This is a genomic window from Corynebacterium sp. HFH0082, from assembly GCF_000411235.1.
In the GTDB taxonomy this organism is placed as follows: domain Bacteria; phylum Actinomycetota; class Actinomycetes; order Mycobacteriales; family Mycobacteriaceae; genus Corynebacterium; species Corynebacterium jeikeium_D.
On record NZ_KE150404.1, the window covers coordinates 1,309,395 to 1,326,583 of the forward strand.

The 17,189-nt window shown below is 59.5% G+C and carries 16 protein-coding genes; 10 read left to right on the forward strand and 6 right to left on the reverse strand.

Annotated elements, in window-relative coordinates; translation table 11 throughout:
- Window positions 1-153 precede the first annotated feature (153 nt).
- From fdxA to HMPREF1206_RS05665, 3 genes are all read left to right on the forward strand, one after another.
- The gene (gene fdxA / locus HMPREF1206_RS05655; RefSeq protein WP_005509435.1) at window positions 154-477 is read left to right on the forward strand and encodes a ferredoxin; all 324 of its coding nucleotides are present in this window, start codon (window positions 154-156) and stop codon (window positions 475-477) included.
- A gap of 53 nt (window positions 478-530) precedes the next feature.
- Window positions 531-1,658 (forward strand): succinyldiaminopimelate transaminase, encoded by a 1,128-nt coding sequence (dapC, locus tag HMPREF1206_RS05660; RefSeq protein WP_016422393.1) that lies wholly within the window; start codon window positions 531-533, stop codon window positions 1,656-1,658.
- Between the two features lie 90 nt (window positions 1,659-1,748).
- Window positions 1,749-2,693, forward strand: coding sequence for a pseudouridine synthase (locus HMPREF1206_RS05665; RefSeq protein ID WP_016422394.1), 945 nt, complete (start codon window positions 1,749-1,751; stop codon window positions 2,691-2,693).
- On the opposite strand, the gene dapD is transcribed toward HMPREF1206_RS05665, so the two are convergent.
- The 3 genes from dapD to HMPREF1206_RS05680 all read right to left on the reverse strand — a co-directional run bounded on the left by dapD (window position 2,686) and on the right by HMPREF1206_RS05680 (window position 6,294).
- On the reverse strand, window positions 2,686-3,657 hold the full coding sequence (dapD, locus tag HMPREF1206_RS05670; protein WP_016422395.1) for a 2,3,4,5-tetrahydropyridine-2,6-dicarboxylate N-succinyltransferase: 972 nt from the start codon (window positions 3,655-3,657) through the stop codon (window positions 2,686-2,688). The two genes, HMPREF1206_RS05665 and dapD, sit on opposite strands and share 8 nt — an antisense overlap.
- 116 nt (window positions 3,658-3,773) lie before the next feature.
- Window positions 3,774-5,177: an amino acid permease gene (locus HMPREF1206_RS05675; RefSeq protein ID WP_172620259.1), complete on the reverse strand. Its 1,404-nt coding sequence runs from the start codon at window positions 5,175-5,177 to the stop codon at window positions 3,774-3,776.
- 124 nt (window positions 5,178-5,301) lie between these two features.
- A complete protein-coding gene (locus HMPREF1206_RS05680; protein WP_016422397.1) occupies window positions 5,302-6,294 on the reverse strand; it encodes a hypothetical protein in 993 nt (330 codons plus the stop codon).
- Window positions 6,295-6,377: 83 nt separating this feature from the next.
- On the opposite strand from HMPREF1206_RS05680, the gene HMPREF1206_RS05685 reads away from it, so the two are divergent.
- From HMPREF1206_RS05685 to HMPREF1206_RS05705, 6 genes are all read left to right on the forward strand, one after another.
- Complete coding sequence (locus HMPREF1206_RS05685) at window positions 6,378-7,268, forward strand: hypothetical protein (protein WP_224784005.1); 891 nt, start codon at window positions 6,378-6,380, stop codon at window positions 7,266-7,268.
- Between the two features lie 5 nt (window positions 7,269-7,273).
- Complete coding sequence (gene dapE / locus HMPREF1206_RS05690) at window positions 7,274-8,410, forward strand: succinyl-diaminopimelate desuccinylase (protein WP_016422399.1); 1,137 nt, start codon at window positions 7,274-7,276, stop codon at window positions 8,408-8,410.
- A 69-nt stretch (window positions 8,411-8,479) separates the two neighbouring features.
- On the forward strand, window positions 8,480-9,307 hold the full coding sequence (locus HMPREF1206_RS05695; RefSeq protein WP_016422400.1) for a TIGR00730 family Rossman fold protein: 828 nt from the start codon (window positions 8,480-8,482) through the stop codon (window positions 9,305-9,307).
- 45 nt (window positions 9,308-9,352) lie between these two features.
- Complete coding sequence (folP, locus tag HMPREF1206_RS05700; RefSeq protein ID WP_042389233.1) at window positions 9,353-10,165, forward strand: dihydropteroate synthase; 813 nt, start codon at window positions 9,353-9,355, stop codon at window positions 10,163-10,165.
- Window positions 10,166-10,388: 223 nt separating this feature from the next.
- Window positions 10,389-10,556 (forward strand): DUF3117 domain-containing protein, encoded by a 168-nt coding sequence (locus HMPREF1206_RS10965; protein ID WP_005509573.1) that lies wholly within the window; start codon window positions 10,389-10,391, stop codon window positions 10,554-10,556.
- 313 nt (window positions 10,557-10,869) lie between these two features.
- Window positions 10,870-11,745 carry a methyltransferase domain-containing protein gene (locus HMPREF1206_RS05705; protein WP_016422402.1) on the forward strand — a complete coding sequence of 292 codons (876 nt, stop codon included), beginning with the start codon at window positions 10,870-10,872 and terminating at the stop codon, window positions 11,743-11,745.
- A 3-nt stretch (window positions 11,746-11,748) separates the two neighbouring features.
- Here HMPREF1206_RS05705 and budA read toward each other — a convergent pair whose 3' ends face one another.
- The 3 genes from budA to glgA all read right to left on the reverse strand — a co-directional run bounded on the left by budA (window position 11,749) and on the right by glgA (window position 15,552).
- The gene (gene budA / locus HMPREF1206_RS05710; RefSeq protein ID WP_016422403.1) at window positions 11,749-12,498 is read right to left on the reverse strand and encodes an acetolactate decarboxylase; all 750 of its coding nucleotides are present in this window, start codon (window positions 12,496-12,498) and stop codon (window positions 11,749-11,751) included.
- A 131-nt stretch (window positions 12,499-12,629) separates the two neighbouring features.
- On the reverse strand, window positions 12,630-14,153 hold the full coding sequence (locus HMPREF1206_RS05715; protein WP_016422404.1) for a cellulase family glycosylhydrolase: 1,524 nt from the start codon (window positions 14,151-14,153) through the stop codon (window positions 12,630-12,632).
- A 202-nt stretch (window positions 14,154-14,355) separates the two neighbouring features.
- A complete protein-coding gene (gene glgA, locus HMPREF1206_RS05720; protein ID WP_042388572.1) occupies window positions 14,356-15,552 on the reverse strand; it encodes a glycogen synthase in 1,197 nt (398 codons plus the stop codon).
- Window positions 15,553-15,664: 112 nt separating this feature from the next.
- Between glgA and glgC the strand changes: the two genes are divergently transcribed.
- A complete protein-coding gene (gene glgC / locus HMPREF1206_RS05725) occupies window positions 15,665-16,882 on the forward strand; it encodes a glucose-1-phosphate adenylyltransferase (RefSeq protein ID WP_042388575.1) in 1,218 nt (405 codons plus the stop codon).
- The last annotated feature ends 307 nt before the right edge of the window (window positions 16,883-17,189 follow it).

Genomic DNA, 17,189 nt, shown 5'->3' on the forward strand with positions numbered 1-17,189 from the left:
GCCAGTTGAAAACAACACCCACGTTGGGTGTAGACTCCAATCTGAATATACCGCTCTGTCTATTTTGCTCTGTTTCTCGTCGGAACGGCATAATCGACAGATAGCGAAAGCCTCATCCCATATCTTGTGAGAAAGGTTCTTAAACCTAAAACCATGACTTACATCATTGCCCAGCCATGTGTTGACGTCCTCGACCGTGCCTGTGTTGAAGAGTGCCCGGTTGACTGCATTTACGAGGGCAAGCGCATGCTTTACATTCACCCTGATGAGTGCGTGGACTGCGGCGCTTGTGAACCGGTCTGCCCAGTCGAGGCCATCTTCTACGAGGACGATGTTCCGGATGAGTGGGTTGAATTCATCGATGCCAATGTCGACTGGTTCGATGAGCTGGGTTCCCCGGGCGGTGCCGCCAAGCTCGGCCCCCAGGACTTCGATGTGCCATTCGTGGCAGCTCTGCCGCCGCAGGCAGAAGACTAAAACCACAGAGGACTAAAGCTATTTCTTTCCCGGGAAGGACTTCATCACCGCCCATGTCAGCTGCCCGCAAGCGCGTAACTCCCGGTTCTCTTTTACCTCAGTTTCCGTGGGATTCTCTCACGCAGGCGAAAGCCACTGCGGCTGCGCATGAAGAGGGCATGGTGAATCTCTCGGTCGGCACACCAGTCGATGAAGTCGCTCCGATAATCCGGAAGGGCCTTACCGAAGGTGCTGCCGCACCGGGTTACCCACAGACCGTCGGCACGCCTGAGCTACGCGCGGCGATTGTTGCAGCGATGGCGCGGCGCTACGGCGTGACGGGACTGGAGTCAGCGGTCAATGGCGGCAATGTGCTTCCGGTCATCGGCACCAAGGAAGCGATTGGCTGGCTTCCCTTCCTCCTCGGCGTAGGCGCGGGGCATACCGTCGTCATCCCCGAGCTGGCATATCCCACCTACGAGGTCGGCGTTCGCATCGCAGGCGCTGAGCTGCTGCGTGCGGACTCGCTGACGCAAATCGGCCCCGCCTCGCCGACGCTGATGTTCATCAATTCCCCGGGCAACCCCAACGGCAAGGTCCTCGGTGTTGAACACCTGCGCAAGGTGGTTGAGTGGGCGCGTGCTCGGGAAGTCATTGTCGCCTCTGACGAGTGCTACCTGGGGCTCGGTTGGACTGAACAGCCAGTCAGTATTCTCGACCCGCGAGTGTGCGACGGTGATTTCACCAACCTGCTGGCTATTCACTCGCTGTCCAAGACGTCGAACATGGCGTCGTACCGCACCGGCTGGTTCGCTGGCGACGCGGACCTCATCGCCGAGCTGGTTTCCGTGCGCCGTCACATGGGGCTGATGATGCCGGGACCCATCCAGCACGCCACGATCGCCGCGCTTAACGACGACTCCCACGAGGCTGAACAAAAGCAGCGCTACAGTGACCGCCGTGAGATTCTGCATGATGCACTGGTAGCCGCAGGTTTTCGTATCGATGACTCCGAGGGCGGGCTCTATCTGTGGGCTACTCGCGGGGAAGACTGCTGGCAGACGGTCGATTGGCTGGCTGAACGCGGCATCCTGGTCGCACCGGGTAGCTTCTACGGGCCCAAGGGTGCGCAGCACGTACGGGTGGGGCTCACAGCGACGCTCAGCGACATCGAAGTGGCGGCGGCGCGTATTCGCGGCTAGCCCCGGCCAGATGTGCTGGCTCTAGCAGGCCGAATGCTGCAAACGGTGCCGACATCGGCATAGACCAAATCATAAAAAAGGGAGTGTGCCGTGGGACGTGCCGCAGGCAACCGAGATGCGTGGTGGGGCCTCGAGAAGAACCGTAAGACTGCGCAAGTCGATGCCGCCGCTCACGAGTGCGAGGAGTACATCCCCTTTGAGCCGGCAATTGTGGCCGACACCGATGAGTTTCTGGTCGTAGACAAGCCACCTTTTCTGCCGGCGACTCCCAACGGCCGCATCGTGGCCAATACCGTGCAGGAGCGACTGCGACGTAGTCTCGAGGAACCGGAGATAGTGGCCGTTCACCGCCTGGATTTTCTGACCAGTGGGCTGCTGTTGCTTTCCCGGAATCCGGCTACCCGTGCGCGCTACCAGCAGCTTTTCCAAAACCAGGAAATCACCAAAGAATACGAATGCCTCACCGTGATGCCCGATGATTGGCATGTGGGGGAAACCAGGGATGTCACGCTTCTGCTCGATCCCAACCCGGCGGGGCGCGGAGTAAAAGTCGTGGAGACCGACGATTTCGCTCGCGCTGCCGCGAAGAATCCCAAGTTCAAGCTCGCACGCACAACCGTGACCTTCCTCGGCCGAGTAGCCGCGGACATCGGCGATGTGCTGGCGAACAGCCATGGCGGTGGTGCGACCAGCACCAGCATTCCGCTGCACGCAGTCGGCTGTGGTTGTGGGCATTGCGGGAGTCGCATGCAGGTGGGGCGCTGGCGGCTACAGCCCCATACGGGCCGCACGCATCAGCTGCGGGCGACGATGGACTGGCTAGGCTATCCCATTCTCGGTGAGGACACCTATGGCCGGAAAGCGGGGGCGCAGGGGCCGTCGGCAAGCGCGGGCAGCGCGCCAAAGTACACGCCGCAGCTGCGATTGACGGCAACCGCGCTGGCCTTTGTCGACCCCGTCACTGGTGAGCGACGTACCTACCGGAGCGCGCGGAATATCGCGGCCCCGGCAGACGCGCCGAGCACCCTTAGTTAGCGTGCAGCTCCGCGCTGAGCTTCACCTTTTCGGCAGCCCACGGCACAACCTCGACTGCACCAGAGAGCGAGTTGCGGCGGAAGAGCATATTCGATCCGCCCGAGAGCTCGCGGGCCTTGAGCGTCTTCTTCACGCCGTCCAGGGCAACGTGGCACTTGGTGCCGGCAGTGATGTAGAGCCCGGCTTCGAGTACGCAGTCATCGCCGAGCGAGATTCCGAGTCCAGCGTTCGCACCGAGTAGGCATCGCTTGCCGACGGACACAACTTCCTTACCTCCACCGGATAGTGTGCCCATGATGGACGCACCACCGCCGATATCGGAGCCGTCGTCGACGACGACCCCCTGAGAGATACGGCCTTCCACCATGGAGTGTCCAAGCGTGCCTGCGTTGAAGTTGACGAAGCCCTCGTGCATGACTGTGGTGCCCTCTGCGAGATGGGCTCCAAGGCGCACGCGGTCAGCGTCACCGATGCGAACTCCGGTGGGAGTGACGTAGTCGACCATGCGGGGGAATTTATCGATGGAGTAGACGGTGACAGGCCCGCGGCGTGACAGCTTGGCTCGGGTTACCTCGAAGCCTTCGACAGCACAGGGGCCAAAATTCGTCCACACCACATTGTTGAGCTTGCCGAAGATGCCGTCCAGGTTGATGCTGTTGGGGGTGGCCAGGCGGTGGGACAGCAGATGGAGGCGCAGGTAGGCATCGATGGTGTCGACTGGTGCGTCATCGAGTGAAGCGATGGTAGCTGTGACCAGACGGCGGGTGGTGCCGCGGTCCGCATCGGCTACGGCCAGATCTGCGAGGTAGGTGAAATCTTCGGGCAGTGCGTCGGCGTCGATGGTTCCGGTCGTGGTGGAGGTTGCTGTGCCCTCCTCGATGAGCTTGGGGGCGGGGAACCAGACGTCGAGAACAGTATCGTTGTTAAAAGTGGCAATGCCGGTAGCTTGTGCTCCAAATTTCATGGAAAACAGGCTACCGGCATATCCCTATCTATGAAAAGTGTTCCGCAAATGTGTAGCAAGGAAATGTTCGGATAGGGGTAGCAGGGTGGTTAGGCCCTGCAGTCAGTTGCTAACGGCTAGTTGCTATCGCTGGACTCGAGAGCCTCGCGGGCCGCGGTGCGGCTCTTCTTAGTCAGTGCAGCGAGCACCGCGAGGAACGCAGTGACACACACAACGGCGATAACCTGCTGGCGAGCACCAGAATCGGTGAGCATGCCAACAGCGAGGCCCAGGATCAGGATGACCGCTACCCAGGACAGTGCCGGGTAGGCCCACATGCGAACGGAAAGCTCGTTGTTCGCCTCCATCTGCGGGCGCAGCTTAATCTCGGACAGGGCGATGACCAGCCAGATCACCAGCAAGCAGCCGCCGACAGCGTTCAGCAGGAAGACCAGGACACTCGAGCCGTCGAAGACAACCTGCAGGCCAACGGAGACGAAGGCGAAGACCATCGACATGATGACCGCACGGTTCGGAACTGCGCCCTCATTGGTGTGGGCGAAGAAGCGCGGTGCCTCACCGCGGGTGGACATCGAGTAGACCAGGCGAGAGGTTGCGTAAATCTGAGCGTTGAACGCGGACAGCAGCGCCAGAACGATAATGGCCTCCATGAAGCCAACGGCACCCGGAATGTTTGCCTGCTTCAGAACCTGGGTGAACGGCGACTCAGCTGCGGAGTCAGCGCCGTCAATCTGGGAGTACGGCAACAGCAGGATGATGACGGTCACGCAGCCCAGGTAGAACACAGAGATGCGGAAGATCACCGAGCGGACAGCAGCAGCGATGGAGCGTTGCGGATCTTCAGCCTCAGCAGCGGCGATTGTGACAATCTCGATACCGCCGAAGGCGAAGGCCACAGCCAACAGACCAGCGGCAATGCCGGACACTCCATTCGGGAGGAATCCGGACTCGGCAATATGCGTCGTACCGACGAAGCTGGTGCCTGGCAGCAGACCGAAGAAAAGAAGAACGCCAATGACCAGGAACGCGATAATCACCGCGACCTTGATGAACGCGAACCAGAACTCGAACTCGCCGAAACCGCGCACATTCGCCAAATTCACTACAGCGAAGAAGACAACACAGATCAGGCCTGGAATCCAGCCCGGAATACCGAACCACGCACCCATGATGGCACCGGCGCCGGTGATCTCAGCACCGAGCACCATGATGAGCATGAACCAGTAGAGCCAGCCGAGGACAAAGCCAGCCGAGGAACCAAAGGCCATCTCGGCATAGGTGGAGAAGCTACCCGGTGTCGGGCGGGCAGCGGCCATCTCGCCGAGCATCTGCATGACGAGGACGACAATGAAGCCAGCGATGACATAGGAAACTAGAACACCCGGGCCAGCTGCCTTAATGCCGACGCCCGTACCAAGGAAAAGACCGGCACCGATTGCGGAGCCAAGACCCATCATGGTCAGGTGTCGAACCTGCAGCCCCTTGCCCAGCTGAGCTGTCTCGCCGGAGGTGGAGGTAATTTGCGATTCGGTCATGTCGCAAACATTACCTCGCTGATAACAGGGGCAATAACCGTATTACGGGTTTACCCCCATTCACCGTTTCGGGGCCAATTAATGTGTCTTCAAGAGCACCGAAAGTAGGTTATCCGGCCAGCTCATCCGGCACGTCGGCAAGCTGAGTGAAAGCAGCGGCACCTTCGTCATTGCCCGGGCGTTCCGTGCGGCGGACGCACACCGCCGAGTGGTCCGGGTGATGGTAGAAGTGCATGTTGTCGCGGCCCGAAATTTCCCATGCCTGAATACGGCGGTTCTCCGCGGGGACATCGATGGGCGTATCGGGGGCAATGAGGATGCTTCGGTCAATAATGCAGTCATTACCGAGGCTGACGCCGACGGTGCCGGCCGCGATATCGATGTGGCAGCGCTCGCCAACCGTGAGCGGCTTACGCTGACCGGAATCGTCATGAGCGGCAATGATGGAGGCCGACAGTCCCACCTTTGTGTGCGCGCCAATGACGACACCGGAGGATAGACGTCCCTCAATCTTGCATGGGCCCAGAGTGCCCGAATTCAGCGAGACAAATCCCTCGCGCAGTACGGACGTACCCGGTGCCAAGTAAGCGCCCAACCGCACGCGCTCGGCCTCTGCAATGCGCACACCGGCGGGCAGCACATAATCGACCATGCGCGGCATACGGTCGATGGCGTAGACGTGAATCAGACCGCGGACGCGCAAGTGGGTACGCAGTTGCTCGAAGTTGTCCGGCAGACATGGCCCCTTGTTGGTCCACGCCACGACATGGAGCAGCTCGTAGAGCCCCTTGGTGTTGAGCTGATGCGGCTTGACCAGGCGGTGGGAGAGCAGATGCAGGCGCAGGTAGGCATCGTGCGGGTCGACAGCCGGCTTGGACAAATCCTCAATGGACGTGCGCACTGCCACCTGCTCCACGCGGCGATCCTCGTCCAAAATCACCTGACGAAGCAGCTGTGGGGTCAAATCAGCGGCGCCGAGCCGGTGAGTGCTCGACTCTACGACCTCATCGCTTAACTGAGGTGCGGGAAACCAAGTATCGAGAACTGTACCGTCCATTGCGATGTTGGCGATTCCCGTAGCGACAGCACCAGATGTAATCATGATTCTTAATATTAGTATCCCTTAGAGGAATCTTCGCGGAAGGATGAACTATGCCCCTAGCTGGCCTTGAAAGCACACAGAAAATGAAGCAGTGGTTCTTAGTTAGCCTCATCATTGCTGTTAGTGTGCTCGGACTCGGCTTCGTCCTGGCCCTGCCGGTGGTCTTCTATGTCGGATTCGCACTGCTGAGTGCTTGGATTCTCGCCGTAGCCAGCTTCTTTGGTTTCGTTTTGCCGCCGCGAGCAATGCCAATTGGCGCAGTCGGTGTGGCTATTGCCGCAGTGGTTGCGCTCATCGCGCCGAACCGTCTTGTGCTGGTTATCGCAGTTGCCATCGCAGTGGGGCTCGGCGGTGGCATGATCGCCCGTCTTCTGCTGGAGCGCAAGAACCGCGATCAGCAGGCACGCATCGATGCCCTGCCGATGTGGGAGCGCGATGAGCTGGGCGATGTCGCCGAAACGCTTCGTCCTGCTTATCGACGAGACATCGATCCCACCCCAGTGCAGCTGCCACATGCAACGGCCAAGATTGTCGCGGCCGTCTGTAAGCCGCTGGCCGGTTCTACGGTTATTGTCAGCACGAATGAGCTGCGTCCGGTAATTGCGGTCTATGGCTCCCGTGTGGCTGTGGTCTATGGTCCCGGCGCGGGCGTTGTCGAGGAAGAACGTGGCAACGGAGAGGCGACCGATTCTGCGGGGGAGGAGCGGGCGCTGGGGTCGTCGGCAAGCGAAACTCCGGAGGCAATCATTGCCCAAACTCTCCCGGAAGGAGCGAAAACCCTGGTCTTTGAGGTGGCTGATGGGCTCAAGCGCCCGGCGGAGGGGAGAATTGGTGTGACCTCCGCCGAACCGCATGAGCTGGCGCTGTTCCTCGGCGGTGGCGCGCCCGCCAATGGAGATGCGATCAATGGTCGTGCGGCGCATATTCATCACAAAATTCTGGTTTCGCTGGCGCACAATGGTTTGTACGCTTAATTGATGTGAAATCGAAGTTAAATCTGCTCCAAGATCCTGTAGACCTCACGGCGGCACTGGTGGACATCGAATCGGTGTCCCACAATGAGACCGCGATTGCGGATGCCGTCGAGGCGGCATTGCGTGAGGTCGCGCAGGCAGATGAGTCGATTGAGGTCCTGCGCATTGACAACAACGTGATTGCGCGGACCCATCGGGGGTTACCGCAGCGCGTGATTTTGGCAGGGCACCTGGATACGGTGCCAACTGCGGACAATGTGCCCTCGACGCGTGGGGTAGACGCGCAGGGGCGAGACACACTGTTTGGGTGTGGAACTGTGGATATGAAAAGCGGTGACGCGGTCTACCTGCATGCTTTTGCGACGCTGGCGGCAAGCCAGGAGTTGCAGCGCGATCTGACGCTCATCATGTACGAATGCGAAGAAATCGCCGCGGAGTTCAACGGGTTGCGGCACTTGAGTGAGTCGCATCCGGAGCTCCTGGCTGGCGATGTCGCTTTGCTGGGCGAGCCCAGCGGCAATGTCATCGAAGCCGGCTGCCAGGGCTCTATTCGCCTGCGTCTGACCGCGCACGGCACACGTGCACACTCGGCCAGGGCATGGCTAGGCGACAACGCCGTGCACAAGTTAGCACCGGTGCTGTCACGCATTGCCGCCTATGAACCGCAGACTGTGGATATCGACGGTTTGGCCTACCGCGAAGGGCTCAACGTCGTCTGGCTGGAGGCCGGGGTTGCCACCAACACGCTTCCCGACGAGGCGGTGCTGCGAGTCAACTTCCGATTCGCGCCCAACCGCAGCGCCGATGAGGCCATGGCACACTTCCGCGAGGTGCTGGGACTCGACGAGTTTGCGGCCGAGGATCTCACCGTCGATGTCGAGGATGCGAGCCCTGGGGCACTGCCGGGACTGCATGCGGCTGCTGCGAAGGAGTTGGTTGCAGTCGCAGGCGACGTCGTAAAGCCCAAGTTTGGGTGGACCGATGTGGCGCGTTTTTCGGCGCTCGGCATTCCTGCGGTGAACTTTGGCCCGGGTGACCCGGCGTACTGCCACAAGAAGGACGAGCAGATTCCGGTCGAGTGCATTACGGCACTGTGGGAGGACCTGCGGCGGTACTTGACCACCGCGCCGGTGGCTGAGTGAGCCTAGAGTCACACCCTGCCCTCGCTGAGCGGGTGCGCGTATGTCATTGCTGGCATACATTGTGAGGTTATGAAACCTGTACGTACTCCGTCCCCAGCTAAGCGCCGTGCACTCCGCGGCCCAATCGCGATTCGACAGGCGGGCGAACCGCAGGCGTCTACGACCGACCGCAGGCTGTTGTCACACAATCCGAACACGGACTGGCTGCACAACGACACCTGGCGTGTGCTACGCATTCAGTCGGAGTTCGTTGACGGCTTTGGTGCGTTGGCGGAGATTCCGCCGGCGGTGACGGTGTATGGTTCGGCACGTTTGCCAGAGGACAGCCCGTACTACCAGTGGGGCTTCGACCTGGGCAAGGCGCTGGCGGAGGCGGGTTACGCGACCATCACTGGCGGCGGCCCGGGCATCATGGAAGCCGCCAACCGCGGCTGCTACGACGCCGACGGCCTGTCCATTGGGCTGGGCATTGAGCTGCCGCACGAGCAGCACTTGAATGACTGGGTCGACCTGGGCATGAACTTCCGCTACTTCTTCGTGCGCAAGACCATGTTCCTGAAGTACTCGCAGGCGTTTATTTGTCTGCCGGGTGGATTCGGCACGCTCGATGAACTCTTTGAGTCACTGGTGATGGTGCAGACCGAGAAGGTGGAAAATTACCCAATCGTGCTGCTGGGCACTGAGTTCTGGTCGGGGCTGGTTGATTGGATGCGCGAGAAACTGGTGGCCATGGAGCTGATTTCTCCGACAGATATGGACCTTTTTCTGGTCACCGACTCCATTGAAGAAGCAGTCGAGTACATCGAGGCCGCGCACGAAAAATTGATGGAAGAGTGTGAGCCAACCTCTGACGTTCCCGAAAAGCTCCGCCGAGTCCGTCGCTTCAGCGAGAGGTAAGACGCTGTGCAGAGTTTTTATCAGGACTCCGCGGTGCCGACGGTGATGGCCATCGTCAATCGCACCCCGGATTCCTTCTATGACCGTGGCGCAACGGCTGCGGAGGAGGCCGCGCTTGCTCGCGTCGACGAAGTTGTTGCGGTAGGCGCGGGCATTGTTGACATCGGCGGCGTCAAGGCCGGTATCGGTGCGGAAGTAACTGTTGCTGAGGAAATTGAGCGCGTGGTGCCGACCATCGCGAAGGTTCGCGAGCGCTATCCTGACCTGCACATAAGCGTCGACACCTGGCGCGCCGAAGTCGGGGAAGCCGCCATCAAAGCTGGCGCCAACCTCATCAACGACACTTGGGCAGGCCATGACCCGGAGCTGCTGGAAGTCGCTGGCGCCCACGGGATGGGTTACGTCTGCTCGCACACCGGTGGAGCACTGCCACGCACCAATCCGGTTCGCGTGCGTTACGACGACGTCGTGGACGATGTCATCTCAGAAACCGGCAAGCTCGCCCAGAGGGCAGTGGACGCTGGCGTGCCGGAGGACCGCATCCTCATCGATCCCACCCACGACTTTGGCAAGAACACCTACCACGGCCTCGAGCTTCTGCGGCGCTGCAATGAGCTCGTGGCTACAGGCTGGCCGGTGCTCATGGCGCTGTCGAATAAGGACTTCGTCGGTGAGACTTTGGACCGCCCGGTCGAGCAGCGTGTGCCCGGCACCTTGGCTGCGACCGCCCATGCGGCAGCTGCCGGTGTTGCGGTGTTCCGTTCGCATCAGGTGTCCGAAACTCTTGATGTTTGCCGTATGACTCTGGCTATTTCCGGTGATTTTGCGCCACTGCATCCGGTGCGTGGGCTGGTGTAAGGGGCGTAGTTTGAGGCGCTTCACCCATGCCGCTGCGTGAAACAAAGGACTATGATGAAGAGAAGTAGTCGAAAATGCCGACAGGGATTCTAAACCGGGATCTTGAGCCGGGGTCTTAGACCGAGGTCTTGAACCGGGATTGTCAATCTCCTGGCTACCACAGCCGAGCTGGGGTGGCTGGTCGTCTCCTGCATCGACATTGTCTTAGAACGAAGGAGTTCACATGGCAGCAATGAAGCCGCGTACCGGTGATGGTCCGCTGGAGGCAGTTAAAGAGGGCAAGAAGATTGTAATGCGCGTCCCCGCAGATGGTGGTGGGCGCCTGGTGGTGGAACTGTCCCCGGAGGAAGCCAAGGAGCTCGGCGCAGAGCTCGTGGCAGTAGTGGAGTAGCAGAGTAGTGGGGTATCGGGTAGAGGCCGGGTAGTGGCCGGGCCTGTCCGGTTTTGACCCAGCGGCGACCTACACAGGTGGTGTAGGTCGCCTTTTCTTCTTCAGGTGATAACGGCTCGAATGAGGGTTTATGAACAAAAAGTACGGGCTGCAAATGTGAAACTGTGCGAGTTTATGACACTTTCAATCCAGTTTTCGGGCAATTTTTGTCATAAACGTAGTCAGTAACTCGCATTGGAGTTACTTGGCTGAGCTCGACACGGGCTAAGATAGTGAAAATTATTTTTCTAGCTCAGTTTGAGGAGTGACCGACGTGCTAGCTGACATCATTGATGTGCTTGCTGACCCCATCGATGGCACTGATTTGAAGTTTGGTGATGCCGAACGAATGACTCTGAAGTCCGAATCCGGACATAGCTATGATGTCGCCCGCCAGGGTTACGTTACGCTCGCCGGTGGGGCTGGCCTGCGCTACACCGGCGATGACGCCAAGATGATTACCGCCCGCGAGGAGTTCCTCTCTGGTGGCCACTATGCTCCATTCGTTGAGGCAGTTACAGGCAACGTCCAGGACGTGCTTGACGACGCCAACGTGTCCGAGGCCGCCAGCCCAGTCATCTGCGAAGTCGGTGCGGGCACTGGTTACTACCTCGCACACACGCTGGACAGTATTCCCAATTCCCGTGGCGTAGGCATTGATGTGTCTGTTCCGGCCGCCAAGCACCTGGCCAAGAGCCATCCACGACTCGGTGCGGTCGTGGCCGATGCGTGGGCACGGTTGCCGCTGCGTGATAGTTCCATCGATGCGCTCACGGTTGTCTTCGCACCTCGCAACGCAGAGGAGTTCGCTCGCGTGCTCAAGCCGGGCGGCCAGGTTGTGGTGCTGACGGCCACCACCGGCCACCTGGGCGAACTGCGTGAGCCGCTGGGCATCATCGATGTCGAGCGCGGCAAGGTCGAGCGCATGATTTCCCAGGCAGAGGGACACCTCGTGCCTGTTGGCGACCCGGAGCTGGTGGAGTTCGGTATGAACCTCAACCAGAGTGCAATTGCCGCGCAGATCGGCATGAGCCCGTCGGCACGCCATATTCACCCAGAGGTGCTGCAGGAACGCATTGCGGCGCTACCTGCAGAGATGCACGTCACCGCCCGTGCCTACGTCACCCGTCTTGGTCGCCCGGGAGACTAGTGCCTACTCCTTGACCTCGGTTTTGTGAATCTGTTCATCCAGGTCTTCCGGATCCAAGTCAGCATCCGAGAATTCCGCCGTTAGCGGAAGGCGAAGCTGCAGGTCAGTGCCCGGGCACAACTCGATAGTGCCCGACCGCAGCTTAAAGTCCAGCACATGCCCGCCGCCGGTGCCGCCTTCCGCGAGGAAGTGCACGTGACAGCCGGGCACCGAAATTCCTTTCTCATAGACCGGCGTGCGGAAGCCCGCAATCGTGCCCCGCAGGTTCTCAAAATCAACCGACGCGTCTTCTTCCGTCGCATCAACCATCTTCTGGTACGGCTTTTCCTGCTTTACGACGGTTCGGGTCTTCACCCACTCAAATTCGCCGGTAATCCGCAGTGCGTACATAAAGTTTTGGCTCGGTACCAGGGAATCGATGATGGGGCTAATTTCCTTGCGAGTCAGGTTTTCCGGCGCATCCATCACCGTGTGGGGAACGAAGTTGGTCACCACCGTGTAGGGGCTGCACTGATCCATAGTGGCCCGGGTCGCGGAGCCGTCGTGACGCACCTGCCAGCAGACACCGTCGAGGATTACCATTTCGCCATCGAGGCCGTCGAAGGTGCCGATGCCGAAGTTTCCATGACCAAGGATTTCGCCAATGGTCATCTCGCCGTCGTAGATGCCATCGAGCAGTGCGGACATCAGGGAGTTTTGGAAGATTGTGTGTCGGACCGTTGGAAAATTCTCGTGAGTGGTCATGGAAGCCATTATATTCCCGATATTTGTAGCCCAAGCTTGGGCGAATTGTCGGTCGGAGGGGTTTTGGAGGACCCTGCGGCACGAAGAACGCCCTGCGGAAAAATCCACAGGGCGTGATTTGGTGAATCGAGCGGTTGGTTCTACTTCGGCTGGATGGTGACTGACACGTGGTCAGCAGTGGAGACGATATGAACCGTCTGGCCATCGGCAGCGACAGTGGCGTGGCCACCCTCGACATTCACTGTGAACCCATTCGGGAAGTTGATTGAGGGCACAACGAGCTCGCTGGTGGAACCAGGTGCGAAAACTCCGGTGCCATCGACGCGGCTATTGTTCCAGCTGGCCTGGTAGACCCGGGTGTCGCGGTTCCAGTCAGTAGCCTGTGGAGTGCCAGCGACCGCCCGCAGGTGTGGAGCGGCGAGGATGGTCATCTTGTCGCGGTTGAAGGCATCGGCACCTACAGGTCCTGGAACCGTCGGATCGAAGACCATGCCCTGTTCCTTCTGGTTCTGTGTCGTCGGATCGTTGCATCCGCAGTAGGACCAGTACTGCCAGCCGACCATGTGGCGGCGGGCAAGCGAAATTACGCCATTGAGGGTATCTGCATCGTCGGTGGCACCGAACTCGGACAGCAGTGTGGCCGAGCCGTTACCGGACGCGACGATTTCCGCATTGTCGAAGGTACGACCATCGAAGAAGTCACAGCCCGTATAGGTGTTGAACAGGGCATTCGTGGTGCAGTAGACATGCCAGCTGAGGGCCGTACCAGCGGTTTCAGGAACCTTCGGGGCTGCCGGATTGGTGTTCAATCCGGTGTTCCACATGGAGTAGGGCTCGTAGTGGACAATAGCGTCCCGGTCCTTGGCAACGATCTGATCGGCAGCCTTCTGGTGCAGTTCATCGAGCTTTGCCTTAGCCGGGCCGCAGTCACCGAGAGCCAGGTAACACAGTGGGTATGCCGAGCCTGGCCACGGTTCATTTATGATGTCGTAGCCCATCAGTCCCGGCATATCACCGAGGCGTTCGGCGACATGGCCCCACATGGCTGCGTAACGCTCCTGTAGCCCAACGCCGCCTGGCCCTTCACGGTTATTCAGGAAGTTGTCGTATGCCCTAATGAGGCCGATATTGAGGGCCTGGTTAGTCGGGAAGCCAACCTTCAGGAGGCTGGGAACGCCGTCGTCAATGACAGCCCAATCCGGGGCAAATTCGCCCTCAAACTTTTCGTTGTACATGTCCTGGTGGGCATCGACCAAGACCGCGATTCCACGCTCAGCGAGCATAGAGATGGTGCGGGCAATGGAATCCAGGTATTCGTCGTCGTACTCGCCGGGCTCTGGCTCTACTGCTTTCCAGATAATGCCGACTCGCATGGAGTCGAAGCCCTGCTGCACGAGCCAGTCAGCATCGTCCTCGTTAAAGCCCCCGGCCTCTGGGGTGTAGGGATCGTGCTTGTAGACGATGTTCGACCCCTGAGTGAGGAAAGCTCGGCCATCACCGTCGGTAAACCAGCGACCGGACTGCCCTAGGGGACCACGCTCGGTGATGGTAGCGGTACTAGGGAATGGTGCTACTTCTGTAGCGAGCGCCTGATGCGGTACTGCACCCGCTAGCGCTATGGCAATGGCGGCACCAACTGCTGCCACCTTCTTAGTGAATCTCATACTAATTATGCTATTGACCTTTAATGATAAATTCAGCCAAAACTCAAATTAGGTTTAGAAAAGTGGGCAAGGGCATAAGTAAATGTCCTGAACGGGGTTAGTAAAAAGGCTAAGAAAGGCCCACCGCTTCCGCTTCGGAAGCGATGGGCCTTATGAGGAGACTCCGTCCACCGCGCAGCCGTGGCGTCTTGCAGACAGCCAGCTACATCAAAGACTTATAGACCTCAACGGTCTGCTCAGCGATATTCTCCCAGCTAAACACATCTTCAGCACGCTTCTTACCCGCCTGGCCAATCTTGGTAGCGCGGTCGCGGTCGGCGACCATGTTGTTAACCGCGGCAGCGATTCCACGCTCGAAGCCCTCCGGATCAGACTCGTCGTAGTGAACCAAAGTGCCGGTTTCGCCATCGACGACAACCTCCGGAATGCCGCCGACATCAGAGGCGACAACGGCGGTGCCACAGGCCATAGCCTCAAGGTTAACGATGCCCAGCGGCTCGTAAATGGACGGGCAGACGAACGAATCCGCGGCTGTCAGGATCTCCTGGATCTTCTCCTTCGGCAGCATGTCCTGCACCCAGAAAATGCCATCGCGCTTCTCCTGGAGGTCATGGACGAGCTGCTCAGTCTCCTTCGCGATTTCCGGGGTGTCCGGAGCGCCGGCGCACAGAACGAGCTGCACACCGTCGTCGAAAAGCGATGCGGCCTTGACCAAGTGAGCGACACCCTTCTGACGGGTGATGCGGCCGACGAACGCAACCATTGGGCGAGACGGGTCAACGCCGAGCTCCTCCAGGACGGACCAGCCGTTCTGTTCCTTGGACTCTTCCCACGTCGGGCGCGGGTGCCACAGCTCGGTGTCGATACCGTTCAGGACAACGTGAACCTTGTCGGGGGAAATACGCGGGTAGGCGTCCAGGATGGCGTCCTTCATGCGTGCGGAAACAGCAATGACAGCGTCTGCGTACTCCATAGCATTGCGCTCGGACCAGCTGGAAACGTCGTAACCGCCGCCGAGCTGCTCGCGCTTCCACGGGCGGTGCGGCTCCAGTGAGTGCGCGGTGGCCACATGCGGAATGCCCTTGAGCAGACCAGTGAGGTGACCGCCCAGGCCTGAGTACCAGGTGTGAGAGTGGACGACATCAATGTCGGTTGCCGCGGCGGCATTTGCCATGCGCAACCCCGTGGACAGCGTCTTAATCGAGGCGTTGGCATCCTTCAGCTCCGGGTCAACGCCGTGGACATATACATCCGCCTCATCGCGAGGAGCACCCATGCAGTGCACATCGACGTCAACGCCGTCGAGGCCGCGCATGAAACGAGTCAGTTCAGTTACGTGAACACCTGCTCCGCCGTAAATCTCCGGAGGGTATTCCTTGGTCATCATGGCAACACGCATAGTTCCAGCGTAACCAGATTTGACAATTTCCGTCGCTTGATATGTCTGGGTGTGGGTAGTGGGGAGGGGAGACTGGCAGCGAGGAACGTAAATCGCATATAGGTTGGTTGGTGTGAGGAGTCAACCACATGTTTTGTCCATTGTCCTTGCCGGTGGCGAAGGCAAGCGTCTCTTCCCGCTGACGGAAGATCGCGCTAAGCCCGCCGTGCCTTTCGGCGGTAGCTATCGGCTTATCGACTTCGTGCTGTCGAACCTGGTCAACGCAGGTTTCCTGAAGATCTGTGTGCTGACCCAGTACAAGTCCCACTCGCTCGACCGTCACATTTCGCAGGCGTGGCAGCTGTCCGGCATCACCGGCCAGTACGTCACCCCGGTGCCGGCTCAGCAGCGTCTGGGTAAGCGCTGGTTCACCGGTTCGGCGGACGCGATCCTGCAGTCGCTGAACTTGGTTTACGACGAGGATCCGGAGTACGTCATCGTCTTCGGTGCCGACCACGTCTATCGCATGGATCCGCAGCAGATGCTGGAGGCCCACATCGAGTCTGGCGCTGGCGTGACCGTCGCTGGTATCCGCGTCCCGCGTTCTGAGGCCAGCGCATTCGGTGTCATCGATGCCGATGACAACAACCGAATCACCGAGTTCCTGGAGAAGCCGGCAGATCCGCCCGGCACCCCGGATGACCCGAACTCGACGTTCGCGTCGATGGGTAACTACATCTTCACTACCTCCGCGCTTATCGACGCTATTAAGCGTGACTCGGAAGATGAAAACTCCGACCATGACATGGGCGGAAACATCATTCCGATGCTGGTAGAGGAGGGTGAAGCTTTCGTCTGGGACTTCAAGGACAGCTACGTTCCGGGTGAGACCGAACGTGACAAGGGCTACTGGCGTGATGTCGGTACCATCGATGCCTTCTACGAGGCCAACATGGACCTGATTTCCGTCCACCCGGTGTTTAACCTCTACAACAAGAAGTGGCCAATCCACACCTTCTCGGAGGAGAACCTGCCTCCGGCCAAGTTTGTCCAGGGCGGTATTGCTCAGGCTTCGATGGTCGGTGCTGGTTCGATTGTCTCCGGTGGTACGGTCCGCAACTCGGTGATTAGCACCAACGTTGTGGTCGAGGATGGCGCGACGGTGGAGGGCTCGGTTCTCTTCCCAGGCGTTCGCGTCGGCCGCGGAGCAGTGGTTCGCCATGCGATTTTGGACAAGAACGTTGTAGTTTCCGACGGCGCCATTATCGGTGTCGATCCGGAGAAGGACGCAGAGCGCTTCAAGGTCAGCGCTGGTGGCGTTGTGGCCGTTGGTAAGAACCAGGTTATCTAGACTGTCTGAGTTCGACCGGCTGCAAAAGGCACGTACCGTGGGGTACGTGCCTTTTTCTTCTAACCCTTTTTGCTACCTAGTTGCTACCTAGTCCAAAAACTGGCAGCCCTAAAAATTGCGGGCTGCACGTGTGGCTAAGGGCTTCGCATGTGAATACGGGCATGGGCTGCAAATGTGAAACTGTGCGAGTTTATGACACTTTCACGCCATTTTTCGGGGGTAGGTTCAGGCGGTGAATGCATCACCACTTTCGACCAGGAGAAGTAGTGAAGCAAACCCGCCGAACGAAATACAGTGCCATCAAACC

What these genes read in the sequence shown, in the direction of transcription:
- budA (WP_016422403.1), bottom strand. Translation starts at nt 12,498, where the DNA reads ATGGCTTCCATGACCACTCACGAGAATTTTCCAACGGTCCGACACACA.
- glgA (WP_042388572.1), bottom strand. Translation starts at nt 15,552, where the DNA reads ATGCGTGTTGCCATGATGACCAAGGAATACCCTCCGGAGATTTACGGC.
- folP (WP_042389233.1), top strand. Translation starts at nt 9,353, where the DNA reads ATGGCCATCGTCAATCGCACCCCGGATTCCTTCTATGACCGTGGCGCA.
- dapC (WP_016422393.1), top strand. Translation starts at nt 531, where the DNA reads ATGTCAGCTGCCCGCAAGCGCGTAACTCCCGGTTCTCTTTTACCTCAG.
- dapD (WP_016422395.1), bottom strand. Translation starts at nt 3,657, where the DNA reads ATGAAATTTGGAGCACAAGCTACCGGCATTGCCACTTTTAACAACGAT.
- HMPREF1206_RS05685 (WP_224784005.1), top strand. Translation starts at nt 6,378, where the DNA reads ATGAAGCAGTGGTTCTTAGTTAGCCTCATCATTGCTGTTAGTGTGCTC.
- HMPREF1206_RS05680 (WP_016422397.1), bottom strand. Translation starts at nt 6,294, where the DNA reads ATGATTACATCTGGTGCTGTCGCTACGGGAATCGCCAACATCGCAATG.
- HMPREF1206_RS05695 (WP_016422400.1), top strand. Translation starts at nt 8,480, where the DNA reads ATGAAACCTGTACGTACTCCGTCCCCAGCTAAGCGCCGTGCACTCCGC.
- fdxA (WP_005509435.1), top strand. Translation starts at nt 154, where the DNA reads ATGACTTACATCATTGCCCAGCCATGTGTTGACGTCCTCGACCGTGCC.
- HMPREF1206_RS10965 (WP_005509573.1), top strand. Translation starts at nt 10,389, where the DNA reads ATGGCAGCAATGAAGCCGCGTACCGGTGATGGTCCGCTGGAGGCAGTT.
- HMPREF1206_RS05715 (WP_016422404.1), bottom strand. Translation starts at nt 14,153, where the DNA reads ATGAGATTCACTAAGAAGGTGGCAGCAGTTGGTGCCGCCATTGCCATA.